Source organism: Acidimicrobiales bacterium (assembly GCA_041394185.1).
Classification (GTDB): domain Bacteria; phylum Actinomycetota; class Acidimicrobiia; order Acidimicrobiales; family Poriferisodalaceae; genus JAAETH01.
This window is the reverse complement of the sequence record JAWKIQ010000003.1, coordinates 739,549-753,947: the sequence shown is the minus strand read 5'-3', so window position 1 is coordinate 753,947 and position 14,399 is coordinate 739,549. Positions and strand designations below refer to the sequence as shown.

The 14,399-nt window shown below is 65.7% G+C and carries 13 protein-coding genes and 1 pseudogene; 7 read left to right on the top strand and 7 right to left on the bottom strand.

Annotated features, from left to right (window positions below; all coding sequences use genetic code 11):
- Nucleotides 1-11: 11 nt before the first annotated feature.
- Entirely contained in the window at nucleotides 12-803 is a 792-nt protein-coding gene (locus R2770_17020; GenBank protein MEZ5282164.1) for a TIGR00266 family protein, read from the top strand.
- Here R2770_17020 and R2770_17015 read toward each other — a convergent pair.
- The 3 genes from R2770_17015 to R2770_17005 form a co-directional block, all read right to left on the bottom strand.
- Nucleotides 800-1,594, bottom strand: a complete 795-nt coding sequence (locus R2770_17015; protein MEZ5282163.1) for a M15 family metallopeptidase — start codon at nucleotides 1,592-1,594, stop codon at nucleotides 800-802. The two genes, R2770_17020 and R2770_17015, sit on opposite strands and share 4 nt — an antisense overlap.
- 16 nt (nucleotides 1,595-1,610) lie before the next feature.
- Nucleotides 1,611-1,787 carry a hypothetical protein gene (locus R2770_17010; protein ID MEZ5282162.1) on the bottom strand — a complete coding sequence of 59 codons (177 nt, stop codon included), beginning with the start codon at nucleotides 1,785-1,787 and terminating at the stop codon, nucleotides 1,611-1,613.
- A gap of 167 nt (nucleotides 1,788-1,954) precedes the next feature.
- Nucleotides 1,955-4,672 (bottom strand): ATP-dependent DNA helicase UvrD2, encoded by a 2,718-nt coding sequence (locus R2770_17005; GenBank protein MEZ5282161.1) that lies wholly within the window; start codon nucleotides 4,670-4,672, stop codon nucleotides 1,955-1,957.
- A 65-nt stretch (nucleotides 4,673-4,737) separates the two neighbouring features.
- On the opposite strand from R2770_17005, the gene R2770_17000 reads away from it, so the two are divergent.
- Nucleotides 4,738-5,421, top strand: coding sequence for a lysophospholipid acyltransferase family protein (locus tag R2770_17000; GenBank protein MEZ5282160.1), 684 nt, complete (start codon nucleotides 4,738-4,740; stop codon nucleotides 5,419-5,421).
- A gap of 6 nt (nucleotides 5,422-5,427) precedes the next feature.
- On the opposite strand, the gene R2770_16995 is transcribed toward R2770_17000, so the two are convergent.
- The 3 genes from R2770_16995 to R2770_16985 are packed head-to-tail and all read right to left on the bottom strand — an operon-like array spanning nucleotide 5,428 to nucleotide 8,806.
- Nucleotides 5,428-5,862: a hypothetical protein gene (locus tag R2770_16995; protein ID MEZ5282159.1), complete on the bottom strand. Its 435-nt coding sequence runs from the start codon at nucleotides 5,860-5,862 to the stop codon at nucleotides 5,428-5,430.
- A 16-nt stretch (nucleotides 5,863-5,878) separates the two neighbouring features.
- Entirely contained in the window at nucleotides 5,879-6,520 is a 642-nt protein-coding gene (locus tag R2770_16990; protein ID MEZ5282158.1) for a carboxymuconolactone decarboxylase family protein, read from the bottom strand.
- Nucleotides 6,521-6,523: 3 nt separating this feature from the next.
- Nucleotides 6,524-8,806, bottom strand: a complete 2,283-nt coding sequence (locus R2770_16985; GenBank protein ID MEZ5282157.1) for a xanthine dehydrogenase family protein molybdopterin-binding subunit — start codon at nucleotides 8,804-8,806, stop codon at nucleotides 6,524-6,526.
- 171 nt (nucleotides 8,807-8,977) lie between these two features.
- Here R2770_16985 and R2770_16980 point away from each other — a divergent pair, with 171 nt between their 5' ends.
- From R2770_16980 to R2770_16970, 3 genes and pseudogenes are all read left to right on the top strand, one after another.
- Nucleotides 8,978-9,277 carry a hypothetical protein gene (locus R2770_16980; protein MEZ5282156.1) on the top strand — a complete coding sequence of 100 codons (300 nt, stop codon included), beginning with the start codon at nucleotides 8,978-8,980 and terminating at the stop codon, nucleotides 9,275-9,277.
- On the top strand, nucleotides 9,274-10,392 hold the full coding sequence (locus R2770_16975) for an alpha/beta hydrolase (protein MEZ5282155.1): 1,119 nt from the start codon (nucleotides 9,274-9,276) through the stop codon (nucleotides 10,390-10,392). The genes R2770_16980 and R2770_16975 overlap by 4 nt, the downstream gene beginning before the upstream one ends.
- Nucleotides 10,393-10,487: 95 nt before the next feature.
- Nucleotides 10,488-11,060: pseudogene (locus R2770_16970) on the top strand (DsbA family protein).
- Nucleotides 11,061-11,085: 25 nt separating this feature from the next.
- Here R2770_16970 and R2770_16965 read toward each other — a convergent pair.
- Entirely contained in the window at nucleotides 11,086-12,630 is a 1,545-nt protein-coding gene (locus R2770_16965; protein MEZ5282154.1) for a Ppx/GppA phosphatase family protein, read from the bottom strand.
- A 58-nt stretch (nucleotides 12,631-12,688) separates the two neighbouring features.
- On the opposite strand from R2770_16965, the gene R2770_16960 reads away from it, so the two are divergent.
- Nucleotides 12,689-13,990 carry an MFS transporter gene (locus tag R2770_16960; GenBank protein MEZ5282153.1) on the top strand — a complete coding sequence of 434 codons (1,302 nt, stop codon included), beginning with the start codon at nucleotides 12,689-12,691 and terminating at the stop codon, nucleotides 13,988-13,990.
- A gap of 9 nt (nucleotides 13,991-13,999) precedes the next feature.
- A complete protein-coding gene (locus R2770_16955) occupies nucleotides 14,000-14,398 on the top strand; it encodes a thioesterase family protein (protein ID MEZ5282152.1) in 399 nt (132 codons plus the stop codon).
- The last annotated feature ends 1 nt before the right edge of the window (nucleotide 14,399 follow it).

The following is a 14,399-nucleotide window of genomic DNA, read 5'->3' as shown; positions in this document are numbered from 1 at the left end:
CGGGAGCAACAATGCAGCGCAGCCACGAGATCGATTACACAATCACCGGCGACGACCTTCAGTTCGTAGAGGTCGAACTCGACCCGGGCGAGACGGTCATAGGCGAGGCCGGCACGATGATGTACATCGAGGACGGCATCACCTTCGAGACCAAGATGGGTGACGGCGCCGAACCCGATCAGGGCATGTGGGGCAAGCTCAAGTCGGCAGGCAAGCGTGCGATAACCGGCGAGTCGATCTTCATCACCCATTTCACCAACACGGGCGCCGATGGCAAGGCCAAGGCCGCCTTCGCAGCGCCATACCCAGGCAAGATCGTTCCGGTCGATCTGGGGCAGTCGGGCGGCGAGATCATCGCCCAAAAGGAAGCGTTCCTGTGTGCCGCAATGGGCACCAAGATCGACATCGCGTTTCAAAAGAAGATCGGCACCGGGCTGTTCGGCGGCGAGGGCTTCATACTCCAGAAGCTGCAGGGCGACGGCAATGTGTTCCTGCACGCAGGCGGAACGGTCACCGGGAAGCTGCTGCAGGGCGGCACCCTTCGAGTCGACACCGGGTGCATCGTCGCTTTCGACCCCACGATCGAGTACACGATCGAACGAGCCGGCAACCTCAAGTCGATGGTGTTTGGCGGTGAGGGTCTCTTTCTCGCGACCCTCAGCGGTCATGGCCGGGTGTGGCTTCAGAGCCTGCCCTTCAGCCGGCTGGCCGATCGGATTCTCGCCAACCAGGTGGGCACGCGTTCCGACGACAGCGGCTCGGTAATCGGCGGCCTCAGCAACGTGTTCGAGAGCAGGGGCTAGCGCCTGTCGAAGTGCTGGTAGTCCTTGCCGGACGCCCAGTAGCCGCCCCAGCCCCACCCCACGGACGCAAAGGCCTCTACCACAGGGCCATCGCCGTGAATCATTCCCGCGACCTGCAGGCCGCGGTCGGCGTACTGAGCGCCTTCGGGCGGCAGCAGGCGTGTGGCCGAGACGTAGGGGTTGAGCAATGGGTTGATGTCGATGGCAAGGCCATAGGCGTGAAGTGACCACACCCCAGGCCGCCAGGCCACCTCGCGACAGTTGAAGGCCGATGTGTTGTTGGCCGCCATCGACAGATCGTCGTCGCCGTCGTAGTTCTGCACCAGCTCCATGCGCTCGATGGTGAACCCGACGTCGAACAGCCTGCGGAACACCTGCACCAGGTCGGCCGATGCCGACTCGTGAGCGACGAGCTGGCCGGTCACCGGTTGGCCCGAGTTGTTCCAGTGGGTTACTTCGATCAGCCGTAGGTCCTCGGGGTCGACGGGGCATCCCGGCCGCCACGACGAACCGAGGTCGTCTGCGTCTACCGAGCTGACGGTTGCGGTGAAGCTGGGCGGTGGCTCGGATGGAGGCGCTTTAGCCTCGGTGGTCGTCGAGACCTGGGCCGTGGACGTCGGCGCGAGGCTGCTGGTGGTTTGGGCTTCGGCAACGCTGACGACGGTGGTGGTCGCGGTTGTGCGTGGGACGGAAGCTTCGGCCTCGACGTCCCGGGTTGTCGCCGTGGCTGTGCACGATGCAACAACGAACAAGGCCGCCAACAGCGGTATGCGGGCGACCGTTGTGTTCAACTGCGACGATGTGAACTCAAGCGGCGAGGCACTCGTCGTCGGTGAGGTCCATCGAACCCTTGTGGCTTATCTGGACCGGTTCGATATCGGGACGGCGGGTTCGCCGGGCCGGAGGTATCCAGAGAACTCCAGGGGCGAGACCCATCACAAGCATCGTGATGAGCAGTGCAACTACGACTGTCATGCTGAGCATCGCAACCTCCTCACCTGATGCTCGTACCCAGGGGCCACGCCCGAGAAACCCTGTTGTGACCATTCATAACGTTGAAACGTGGTATCGGTTCCACAGAAAGTGAACTTGACATCGGTTTGACACGATCTGTTCACAGATTCGACGGCTTGCGAGCTGTGCAAGCGCTGTCAGTCGGCATGGGACGTGACGATCGACAGGAGGTCTTCGCCATAGCGACTGACCTTCGCGGGGCCGAAACCGTGAACGCGTCTGAGGGCCTTGGCATCGGCTGGGCGGATCTGAACCAGCTCGTCGAGGGTGCGGTCGTTGAACACGACGAAGGCCGGTACGCCATCGGAAGAAGCGCGGGTGCGGCGCCACTCGCGGAGTTCGTCGCGGAGGCTTTCGTCGCCGGGCGCGGGCGTGGGAACAACGGATGCCGGCACGCTCGACACGGGCCTGGCCTTGGCTGGGGAGCCAGCCGCCTCCATCTCGGCGAGGAAACGGCTGGGCGCTGCTCGGTCGGCGACCACATCGCAGGTCAGCGATGCGCGGGTGATTGCGACGTGGAAGACCCGGCGTTCTTCCTCGATGTCGGTGCACAATCGGTGCGGGAAGCGTCCCTCTTCGGCCGCCGCGACGATGACGTGGGGCCATTCACGGCCCTTGACCCTGTGCACGGTTGAGAGCCGAACGCCGTCGGGATCCCCCGGTGCCTCCAGCTCGGCTCTGAGCCAGGTTTCGAAGGTCGCAGGCTGTGGGTGGAAGTCGGCCAGGCTCGACAGCGCCGACAAGTCGTCGCCGTGCGTCGAGCGGTCGACGCTGCGCCTACTGCCGTCGAGTTGGTCGAGCGATCCGCCCAGCCCGACCTCGTCACGCAACAGATCCAGAAGGGTGCGCGTGTCGTCGCCGCGTTGGGCCGCGATGCGCACGAGTTCGACGTCGTCGACGAACTCGAGGACCTTTTCCGCGTCTCGATCACGCACCCGGTCGGCAAGGCGCCGAAGGTCTTGTGTGCCGCGATGCTCGCACATCCACTCGATGACCCGGGCGCTGAGCCCCCTGCCAGGTCTGCGGGCGGCCTCGGCGATGTCTGTGGGTTCGAGCCGATCCGAGGTGGCCAGGCGCAGCCATGCGAGTGCGGCCCTGACCCCAGTGCGTTCGGCAAATCTGAGGTCTACGGCCTTGGTGACGGGCACTCCTGCGGCTCGCAGCGCTATCTGAACCGGGGCGAGAGACGCGTTGACCCGAGTCAAGACGATGACGTCGTGGGGGGCCGTCGCTGCGAGGTCTGCCGCCAGTTCGGCCGTTAGTTGCACCGGCGATTCGGCGATGTGCACGGACAAGGCTTGGTCTGGCCCACCGTGTTGCTGGGCCGGGCGAATTTGCTTGTCGACCCGAGAGGCGTTGTAAGACAGCAGGTTCGAGGCCGCCTGGACCACGGGCGCCGGGCACCGGTAGTTGACCTCGAGCGGGTGGGTCGTGGCACCGGGAAACCAGCGGCCATAGTCGACCAGCCAGTCTGGGGAAGCGCCGGTGAACCCGTAAATGGTCTGGTCGTCATCGCCAACGCCGAACACGTTCGAGGCGGGGCCCGCCAGGAGTCGGATCAGCAGCATGTGGGCTGGCGTGAGGTCCTGGAACTCGTCTACCAGGAGGGTTCGGCAGGCGCGGCGGGCGGTCTTGCGGACAGCGGGCTCGGCCAATAGCAGTTCGATAGCGGCAACTATCTGTTCGTCGAAATCGACGAGACCGTGTTCGAACAGGGTGGCGCGATAGCGCTCGACCAGCACCGGCAAACCGTCGACGTCGCCGCCGAAGCTGCGCTCGACCTCGACGGGGTCTCTGAGGCCCAGTCGCACGGCGGTGAGGGCCTCGATCCAGACCGCCAGAGGATCGGAGTTGGCGCGGCGCCGCAGGTCGAGGAGGTCGTCGAGAATTCGCCTGACCGCGCGTTCGTCGACGACATCTGTGCCCCGGCGCGTACTGGGCGCTGCGAACGACCCGCTGCCGCGAATGATCGCCAGGCCCAGGGCGTTGAGGGTGCTGACCTTCAGGTCTGGCAGATCGGAAGTGCGTTCCTTCATCTCGAGTTGGGCGCGCTTGTTGAAAGCGACCAGCAGCAACGACGACGAGGGCACGTTTCGCTCGCGGAGAAGGTGGCGAGCGCGTTCTGTGAGGACCCGGGTCTTGCCCGACCCGGCGGGAGCGACGATGCGTGCCGCCGCGCCCGTGTGGCTGACGGCCTCGAGTTGGTCTGGGGCCAGCATCGCCGTCGGTTCGACGATGACGTGTGGTTTCAGCGAACCGTGCTCGATGTGGGTGGTTGGCAAAACAGCAAAGCCACCGGCCATCGCCAGGTCGGGGGGTCCGCCATCGATCCAGGCGGGCGACCCGTCGGGCAGCAAGATGTCGGCTCGCTCGCAGGGCTGCGCCCCCAACTCGAAGGCCGGTACCAGAGCCGTCAACGTGATGTCGCCCGATCGGGCATCTGCGCAGTTTGCCGTCAACAGGAACTCGAGCCTGTCCGGTAGCAGATCGAGCCCTGGCGACAACGACCACACCGGCCGCGCAGGTGCAGCTTCGAGTTCGGGAAGTCGCCCCTGCACTTCGACGACCAGGGCGGTGCGCTCGAGCCAGGCGGCGTGAAGGTCGGCCAGCGCCTGGGCGTCGGGCGCCGAACAGTCGACGAAGACGCGGGGGCACCCCTGCCATTCGGCCGGGGCGGGCTGGCCCGGCATGACCAGCACGCTGCGTCCCAGTTCGGCGGGCCCGCGGCCGGCGCTGGGCGCATGGGCTGGTCGGGCGACCGGTGCGGGCTGGACCGAGCCCTCCCCATGACACCGCCTTACCTCGGCCACGGATTCGTGGATACCGCCGCAGTTGCCACAATGGATGCTCGCCATACGTTGTGCGAGGCTACCCAGGGGGCGTGACAGCCAAGCCCCTGAACCCGGCGAGGAGACAACAGTTGAACAGAATCAGACGGTTCATGTCTGCGAAGGGGAAAGCCGGCTGGTGGTTCTACTTGTTCATCCGGACTTCGATACGCCGGGTGCTGTACCCGTACTTCAGGGTGCGTGTGGTCGGCCGCGAGCACCTCGATGCCGCGACGCCGCTGATCGTGGCCCCGACGCACAGGTCGAACCTCGACGCACCGCTTCTGGGCGCAGCCCCGAACTGGCGTTGCAGGTCGTTGTCGAAGGAGTCCCTGTTCGAGAACGCGGCTTTGGGCTGGGTCGTCACCGCTTTGGGCTCCTTCCCGGTCAAGCGCGGATCGGCCGATCGCGAGGCTCTGCGCACCGCCCAGCAGTTGCTGGCAGAAGGCGAACGGGTGCTCGTCTTCCCCGAAGGCACCCGCCAAAGCGGCAACAACATCGGCGAGATCTTCGACGGGACCGCGTACCTGGCCTCGAAGTCAGGCGCACGAGTGGTGCCCATTGGAATCTTCGGAACCGAGGCTGCACTGCCCTCGGGAGCGAAGCGGCCCAGGCGTTCCACCGTGACCATCGTGGTTGGCGAACCCATGGACCCGCCGATCAACCCCGACGGTGGCAGGGTCAAGAGAGAGCACCTGGCCACCTTCACCGCAGAGCTTCGAGAAACCCTGCAGTCGTTGATGGACGCGGCCATCGCCGATTCGGCGAGCCGCTGAAGAGGTTCAGGCCGGAAGCTCGACCGCCGCTGCCGCCATGGCATCGGCTACGAACTCGGCAATGCCGTCTGGCAGCTTCTTGCGGTTGAAGGTGCGGACCAGCACCACATTGGCGCCCTTGTAACGCAGGAGCTTTGCGAAGGCGCGGGTGACCTTGCCGGGGTGTATCGCATGTGTCAGGAACCCCGCCACCGGGATGTCCCAGAGGTCCGGCAGGTTGTAGAGGTTCTTGCGCCCGCCTGGCATGTGCCCGGTGACGATGACGCCGTCGGTCCAGCTGCCGATGAAGACCAGGTCGGCCTGGGTGAGAGCGTCGAGAGGAGCCTCGGCGACGGGCGCCAGCAGCACCTCGCCACCTGCTGCCGCTGCGGCTCCGGCGACGTACTCGGCAGCTCGTTTGGTGTTGCCCGTACGGCTCTCGAACAAAACGACGATCTTCATGGCTCGAAATAGTAGGTCAAGCGTCGTCCACCATGGACATGACGTCGAGTCCGGTCTTTCCCATGCCAGGGGTATCGATCTCGACCACGGGGTCGTCTACGTCGTCGTATTCGAGCCTGAGGGCCCGGCTCATGGTGGCGTGCATGATGTAGGTGGCCGTCACGTAGGTGAACTCGAGGATCTCCTGGTCGCTGAGGTGCTCGCGCATCGCGTCGAACACCGCTTCTGGCACCCTGCCGTGCGCCAATGCCAGTGCGTCGGTGTAGGCCAACAACGCCCGCTCGAGCCCGTCGAAGCAATCGGCGACCTGCCAGTGCGGAACTGCCTCGATCTCGTCGTCGGTCCAACCCACGTCGCGGGCCGCCTTGCAGTGCTGAGAGAACACGAAGCGACTGCCCACCACCCAACCGGCGCGCAGCTGACCGAGCTCGCGCAGCTTGGGGCTGAGCAGACGGTCGGGGCTTCGGTAGAACTGAAACCCCGCCGTTGTGTGGTCGAACGCGTCTGGCACCAGTGCAAAGACGGTCCACCAGTTGCCGGGGGTTCCCGTGGCGGTGCCGGGTTTGGCGACCGGGTCGCGGTCGCCGAACAGCGAGCGATAGACCGCCCGGGCAAACCCGTGGGCGTCGTCGCGTCCTACCTGGCCGAGCCGTGGCATCGGTCAGTTCGATGCCGCCGCCAGCGCTTCCCAGATGGCGAGGGGGCTGGTCGGCATGTCGATGTGTGTGACACCGAGGTGAGCCACCGCGTCGACCACAGCGTTGTGGATGGCCGGCGTCGAGCCGATGGTGCCCGATTCGCCGATGCCCTTGGCGCCCAGTGGGTTCTGCGGCGAGGGGGTCTCGGTGTTCGAGGTCTCGAAGCTGGGGAACTCGGCCGCGCTCGGAATCAGGTAATCCATCAGCGTGGCCGACACCGGGTTGCCGTCCTCGTCATAGCGGACCCACTCGAAAAGCGACTGGGCCGCGCCCTGTGCGATACCGCCGTGCTGCTGGCCGGTGACGAGCAGGGGGTTCAGGATGGTGCCGCAGTCGTCGACCGCGATATGGCGCAACATCTGAACTCCGCCGGTTTCGGTGTCGACCTCGACCACCGAGACGTGGGCGCCGAACGGGAATGTGGAGCCCTGCCCGTCGAACACCAGCTCGTGTACCAGACCAGCCTCCATGTCGGCCGGGCGCTTCGAGTCGTCGTTGGCGGCGGCCTTGAGGTCGGCCCACGAGATTGCGGCCGCGGGCACACCGGCGACCTGCAGCCCGCCATCGCCCACGACGATGTCGGCCGGGTCGGCTTCCAGCAGGTGAGCGGCCAGCTTCTTCGCCTTCTCGAGCACCTCGCCCGCTGCGACCTTCACGGCTGAACCCGCTGTCTGCAACGACCGCGAGCCCATGGTTCCAGAGCCCTGGGCGATGGTGTCTGAGTCGGACTGGATGAGGTTGACCTTGTCCATCGGAATGCCCAGGGCATCCGAGACGATCATCGAGAACGCCGTGTCGTGGCCCTGGCCGTGGGCCGAGGTGCCGACGTACATGTTGGCCGAGCCGTCGTCGTTGATCTCGACCTTGCCCCACTCGGTGTGTAGGCCGAAGGGGGCCGTCACCTCGACATAGGCCGACACGCCGATGCCCAGCTGCTTGGTGTCGCCCGACTGGCGCCTGAGGGCTTGCTCGGCGCGAAGGTCGGCGTACCCCGATGCCTCGAGAGCGGCGTCGAGAGCGGTCTCGTAGTCGCCCGAATCGTACGCGGCGCCGGTGCGGGTGGTGAGGGGAAAGGCGTCCTTGGGGATGAAGTTGGCCCTGCGCACCTCGGCGGGGTCCATTCCGATGGCTGCGGCGGCCATGTCGATGATGCGCTCGACCATCTGGGTGGCCTCGGGCCTGCCGGCTCCGCGGTAGGCAGCGATAGGCGTCTTGTTGGTGCAAACAGCGCGAGCGCGAAAGGCGATGGTGGGAATGTCGTACACAGCCTGCGACATCATCTGGGTGGCCGTGGGCAACACGGTTCCGACCAGCGGGTAGGCGCCGACGTCTGACAGCACATCGGAGCGCATGCCCACGATCTTGCCGTCGTTGTTGATGCCCATCTCGACGTTCATCACGAAGTCGCGGCCCTGGTTGAGCGCCACGAGGTCCTCTGAGCGGGTGCTGGCCCACTTGACGGGCCGATTGAGGTCTCGGGCCAGCCGGGTCACGATTCCGAACTCGACATAGTAGCCGGCCTTGTTCCCGAAGCCGCCACCCACCCACGGGGCGACCACTCGCAGCTTCTCTGGCTCGACTTCGGCCAGCGACGCGATGAGCGGCTTGATGGAGATGGCGTTCTGGGTGGGAACCCAGGCAGCGAGCCTGTCGCCCTCGGGAGCGACCACACAGCCGTTGGGCTCGAGGGGTATTCCGGCGAGGCGCTGGCTTACGATGCGCTGTGAGACGACGTGGTCGGCACCCGCAAGCGGATCGACGTCCCACTGGTGGGCCGTCTGGAACACGGCGTTCGATCCGATCTGATCCCAAATGACCGGCGCGCCCTCGTCGACCGCGGCCTCGACGTCGACCACCGGGTCGAGCGGCTCGTAATCGACGATGACCATCTCGGCTGCGTCGCGGGCATGGGTTTCGCTATCGGCCACCACCACCGCGACGATGTCGCCGACGAATCGAACCCGACCCTTGGCCAGGTGAGGTCTGGCCGCGCTGGGGTCGGTGAACAGAGACGGGCTGTCCGGCATGGCAAGCGTCTCAGCGGTGTGCACCGCCACCACCCCTGGCATGGACGTCGCGTCGGAGATGTCGAGTTCGACGATGTCGGCGTGGGAGATCGTCGAGCGTACGAAGACGGCGTGCAGGAGCCCGTCGAATTCGAGATCGTCGAAGTATTCGTTTGAGCCTCGGAGAAGGCCCTCGTCCTCTTTGCGCAGAACTGCGTGACCAAGGATCGAACCAGACATCGACATGTTGCCCCCGGGGATTCGTGTGAGTGGCCGTGTAAGCCGTTCACCGTAGATCAAGTAGCGGTCTGATTCCTCGCCCGGTTACGATTGGCCCGCACTTCTCCCTGCATTTCGATCTATTTCGAGCTGAGGATTGGTCCGGGGTCGGGCCATCGAGGAGGCATCTTCATGTCGTCGACATCGACCTTTGACGCGTCGGACCACGGCCGGCGTGTCGAAATGCTGCGAATGGCATCAGACTGCGAGTACGCACTGGTGGTGCTGGGGCGGGTAGCGGCAGCACTCGCGGCGCTCGAGACGGCGCCCGGCCGCAGGGTCGCCGCCGTTGGCACAGGTTTCTGGGACGGGCCCAACTCACAAGACGCTGCTGCAGCGGCAGCCGATGTGGTCGCGCGCTGCGGCGAGGCGAGGCGTCGGCTGGTCAGCCTGGCCGCCCTGGCGCGCCGCGACGCGGCCCTTCTGCGATGAGCCGGTGCGGCGCCGACATCGATTACCTCGACGCATTGGTGGCGAATCTCGGGCGTGCCGGCACGGATACCAAGCGGGCAGCGAGGCGTCTGGCCCAGCGCTCGCGCTCGACGGGCCTTTACGACTGCAGTCGTTGTGCGGCGGTCGTCGACCACATCTCGGCGTTGCTCGACGACCTGACCCGCCAGATCAGCAGGCAAGTCGAAGCGTTCCGGATCGCAGACACCGCCGCAAGGGCCGGTCTGATCGAACGCAAGTTGTCCGAAGCCCGGATGGCTCTCGAAGCACAGGCTGCATTGTCGCCTGGCGGGCCGACCCGCGCCGTCGAGGCATTGCTCGACGGTGGCCGCCAGATCATCCAGTTCGACCCCTCCGGCGAGGGTCGAGTAGTCGAGGTGTTCGGCGATCTGGCTACCGCACGCAACGTGGCCGTGGTTGTTGGTGGCATGGGCAGCAGCGTCGAGAACTTCGACTCGACGACCGCTAGCAGGGCCTCGAACCTGTTTCGGCGCGTGGCTGGATTGGGAGCGGAAGTGGCGGTGGTCGCATGGAATGGCTATGACGCACCAGACGAGCTGGGTGCTGGTCCGTTGGCCTGGACCGAGGTCGTCAGCAGGGCAGCGGCCGACGAGGGCATCGACGAGCTGAATTCGCTGCTTGACCAACTGGGGCTGCCCGACGCGGTTCATCTGACCCTGCTGGGTCACAGTTACGGATCGCTCGTGGTGGCGGGTGTGGCCGCGAGCAGGGCCGACGTCGACGATGTCGTGGTCATGGGCAGTCCGGGCGTTGGCGGGTCAGACCCTCGCAGGCTCAACGGTGGCGTGCGGATGTGGACCATGGCTGCAGCAAGCGATCCCATCGACGACCTGGGGTGGTTCGGGGGCGACCCCAACGATCCCGGCACTGGATGGATACCGGTCGACGTGGCCGGCGACAGTGGCCACGGGTCCTACCTGACCGACGGCAGCCGGTCGCTGGATCAAGCCGCGCTGGTGGTGATGGGGCGGGGCGACGAGGTCGACGTCATATCCCACGGGCTGTTCGATCGGCTCGTGGATCATTTTGACGACGGCGACGACCTCATCGATCTGTGGAGGCTGTTCATGCGGTGAGCGTGGCGGCGTAGGGTTGGCCCATGGACCACTCACCCGAGCTCGATCCGATCGTGTTGACCGTCTGGTCTGACTATCTCTGACCTTGGTGTCTCGTCGGGACCGTGCGTCTCGCAAAGCTCGCGGCAGCCGCCGGACCTTCGGTGTCGATCGAGTGGCGCAGCTACCTCTTGCGCCCCGAACCCGAGGAACGCTCTATGGAGAGCTTCACCCGATACACGGGGTCTTGGGCTCGGCCGGCGGAGCTAGAGCCCGAGGCGGGCTTCGTCGTGCCCTGGAGCCAGGAACACGAGCCGCCCAGCCACTCGCTTCCGGCCGCAATCGCAAGCCGGGTGGCAGCGACGTTCCCCGACCGTTGGGGCGCCTATCACGGCGCGCTGTTCCACGCGTACTTCGTCGAACACCGCACGATCTCTGATCCCACGGTGCTGGTCGAGCTGGCCGCGCGCGTCGGCATAGACCCCCATGCGTTCGCCGAGCGATTCAACGAGCACGCGGCGACCTTTGCCCGCGAATCGATCGACGATCACAATGCTGCGGTGCAAGCGGGCATCGGCGGGGTTCCCGCTGTGGTCGTCGACGGCAAGTACCTGATCACGGGCGCCGTCGACGTGGAGGACTATCTGGCGGCGATCGATCAGGTCAGGTCTGAGCGACAGCAAGGCTGACCGTGTCGGGCCGCCTGGCTAGATGTCAGCCTCGGCCTTGGCTGGGGTGGGGGTTTTGTGGACGTGACGCCGCGACTACCTCGACTCGGCGTTTCGACAGTTTCTCCAGCAGGTCGGCACGACTGGCGGCCGAGTAGATCTCCAACTCGGCGTCTTGTTCGGGGTCCACGGAGGCGGCTATCGAGATGGTCTGTTCCTCGATGTGGGCCGCGACCGACCTGACCACCCGCCTGGCACTGCGATCGAGCCCGATCGCAACTCGCAGTATCGAGGCCAGAACCTGGACTATCCACCGGTCGCGTTCGGCTAATTCGCTGAACTCGACGTGTTTGGCTTTGGGAGCACTCTTGCGGTGGTATCGAGCCACCTGGGCCACGAGGTTGCGCTCGTGTTCGGTGAATCCGGCCAACTGTTCGGTGTTCAATATCAGGTACTGGCTGTGCTTGTGATGTGCGCTGTGACTGACGAACACCCCGATGTTGTGCAGCAGTCCTGCTGTCTCGAGCAGGTCGCGTTCATCGGCCCCGAGCCCGTGCCAAACAGTGAGATCGTCGAAGAGCTCCAATGCCAGGTCGGTTATGTGTTCGGCGTGTTCGACGTCTTCTTCGTAGCGGCGGGCAACCGTGAGGGCGCTTTCGCGTCGCAGATCGGAAAGGTGGTGCAGCGTCGTGCCGCCCGTCCGTCGCTGTGAGATGTCGAGCACGATGCCCGCTCGCAGTGCCAGCTCGCTGATGGTCCACTGCTGGATCCCGAGCGATCGGGTGATCTCGTCGAGCAGGACGGCGCCCGCGGCGATGATGTCCTTGCGGCGCTCGTCGAGCCCGCTCATGGCCAAACGCTGCTTGGGTGTCGACGACACGAGCTGGTCTGTCAGCGAAGCAAGGTCGGACGAGTCCAACACCTCTGGCCGGCCGGCCATGACCGCCAGGGTCTCGGCCGTTCCCGAACTGGCGATGTGAAGGCCGGGGTCCAGCAAACCGATCTCGGCGGTGAGGGGCGTTATGAAGCTGCGCACGTATCGACGACACGCCAGTGTCGACTTCTCATCGCACACGCCACCCGGAAAGAACCGATCGGTCAGGCGTATGGCGCCCAGCTTGAGGCTTCGGGTCAACATTGGCTGGGCAGAGTCAGCGACGACGAATTCGGTCGAGCCGCCTCCGATGTCGACGACGAGATGTCTGCGGTCGACCGGCACCGACTGGATCACGCCCAGGTGAATCAGCCGCGCCTCCTCCGCTCCGCTGATGACCTCTACCTCGACGCCTGCCTCGGCCATGGCTCGATAGATGAAGTCGTCGCGGTTCTTGGCCTCGCGAACGGCGCTGGTTGCATAGGCGTGTAGCTCGGCATCCCACTGGCCCGCTATCGCCGCGAACCTGGTGAGGCACTCGATGCCGCGATCGATGGCGTCTGGCGACAGGCGCTTCATGTCGCCACCGCCCGAGCCCAGTCGAACCGGCTCCTTCTCCCGGGTCAGGATGCGAAACGATCCATCGTCGAGGGTTGCGGCGACCATCAGGTGCATCGAGTTCGTGCCGATGTCGACCGCTGCGATTGGTCGTGTCACGTCAAGGATCGTAGGCGCCCGATTCGCACCCGGCCGCGACCTTCGGCACACTCGTGCGGTGGTTGAACGGCGAGCGGACAGCTCATCGCCGGCGCGGCTCGCCTCGTTCGGGTCGTTCCTTCGCGGCGAAGACGGCAAGGTCTACGAGGGTTGGCTCGTCGTCGCTGCCGCCGCGTCAGTGGTGTCGCTGATCGCCGGGTTCTTCTTTTATGGGCTCGGCACCTTCTTCACCGAGTTCCAGGAGGAATTTGCCTGGTCGGCGGCCGCAACCTCGATCGGATTCTCGTTGCGCAGCGAGGTCGGCGGTATCGCCGCGCCTTTGGTGGGCTGGGCCCTCGACCGCTACCCGCCGCGCCATCTGCTGCGCGCCGGGCTGTTGCTGTCGGCGCTGGGCTGCGTAGCGATGTCGTACATATCCCAGTTGTGGCACTTCTACGCCGCGATGCTGATGATCGCTGTTGGCAACACCGCCTCGGGCGGCCAGGTCGGCCAGTACGTGACCGCCACCTGGTTCCGCAAGCGGCGAGCGTTCGCAATGTCGGTCATGACCTTCGGAGGGGCGCTGGGCGGCACCTTCGCCTACTTCGTGGCATTGGCCATCGAACAATTCGGGTGGCGTCCCACCCTACGCTTCATGGCCGCGGTGCTGGTGGTGGTGGCGTTCACGGTCGGGCATCGGGTCAGGCGCAGACCAGCCGATCATCACCAGCCCCTCGATGGCGCCGGAGACATGCAGGCCAGGGCCAGCGATCACGAAATCCCCATCGGCGCCGCCGTCAGGTCTCGGTCCTTCGTGTTGGTGAACCTGGCAACCCTGTTCACCGACTTCGTCCGGGTCGCTTTCGTGGTTCACGTCGCCGCTTTCATCGAGAGCGACCTCGGTGCCAGCAAGGGTCTGGCCGGGGCAGCGCTGTTGATCTTCTCGATCGCTTCGGCGCCCGGGCGTTTGGTCGTCGGTCTGCTGGGCGACCGGTTTGCATTGCGGGCCGTGTTCGCCTTGACCATGGCGCCGTTCATCGTGGGTTTCTTGCTGCTTGCGGTCGCCAGTCGTCCCTGGCATGCCATCGTCGCGGTGCTGGTGGTTTCACCGGGTTTCGGGGGCTCGATCCCGCTTCGCCCTGCGATCTATGCCGACTACTTCGGCATCGCCACCCTGGGGCGGGTGATGGGAATAGGCCGTCTGGTCTCGACCACCGGCGGGGCCCTGGGGGCGTGGGTGCTGGGTCGCCTCGTCGACACCAACGGCGGCGACTACACCACAGGCTGGATCGTGGCCGCCGTGCTGGCCGCGGTGACCGTGCCCCTGGCGCTCATCGCCAAGCCGCCGACGGCACTGCAGGCGCGCCATCAGGCGGTCTAGGGTCAAGGTGTGGCCCACCGCACCAGCTTTCGTGTCAGGTTCTCCGAGATCGACCCCTATCGCCATGTCAATCACGCTGTGTACGTGTCTTGGCTCGAGGCAGGTCGTGTCGAGGCGCTCGAAGACGCAGGCATGGGCCTCGACCTCCTGCAGGCCGACGGAATCCAGATCGTCATCACCGCGATCGACGTCAAGTTCAAGAAGCCGGCGGTGGCGGGAGACGTGGTGACGATCGAAACCGAGGTCGCCGAGACCCGCCGTGCGTCTTCGCGTTGGCACCAACGAGTGATGCGCGGCGAAGAGGTTCTCGTCACCGCCGATATCCATGTGGGCATCTGCGACGATGCCGGACGGCCAACCCGGCCACCAGAGGGGTTCATGCACAAGCTGGCGGCGCTCGGAAACTGAG

Coding starts and splice junctions, on each gene's coding strand:
- R2770_16995 (MEZ5282159.1), bottom strand. CDS start 5,862: ATGAAGATCGTCGTTTTGTTCGAGAGCCGTACGGGCAACACCAAACGA.
- R2770_16975 (MEZ5282155.1), top strand. CDS start 9,274: ATGAGCCGGTGCGGCGCCGACATCGATTACCTCGACGCATTGGTGGCG.
- R2770_16985 (MEZ5282157.1), bottom strand. CDS start 8,806: ATGTCTGGTTCGATCCTTGGTCACGCAGTTCTGCGCAAAGAGGACGAG.
- R2770_17005 (MEZ5282161.1), bottom strand. CDS start 4,672: ATGGCGAGCATCCATTGTGGCAACTGCGGCGGTATCCACGAATCCGTG.
- R2770_16980 (MEZ5282156.1), top strand. CDS start 8,978: ATGTCGTCGACATCGACCTTTGACGCGTCGGACCACGGCCGGCGTGTC.
- R2770_17020 (MEZ5282164.1), top strand. CDS start 12: ATGCAGCGCAGCCACGAGATCGATTACACAATCACCGGCGACGACCTT.
- R2770_17010 (MEZ5282162.1), bottom strand. CDS start 1,787: ATGCTCAGCATGACAGTCGTAGTTGCACTGCTCATCACGATGCTTGTG.
- R2770_16990 (MEZ5282158.1), bottom strand. CDS start 6,520: ATGCCACGGCTCGGCCAGGTAGGACGCGACGACGCCCACGGGTTTGCC.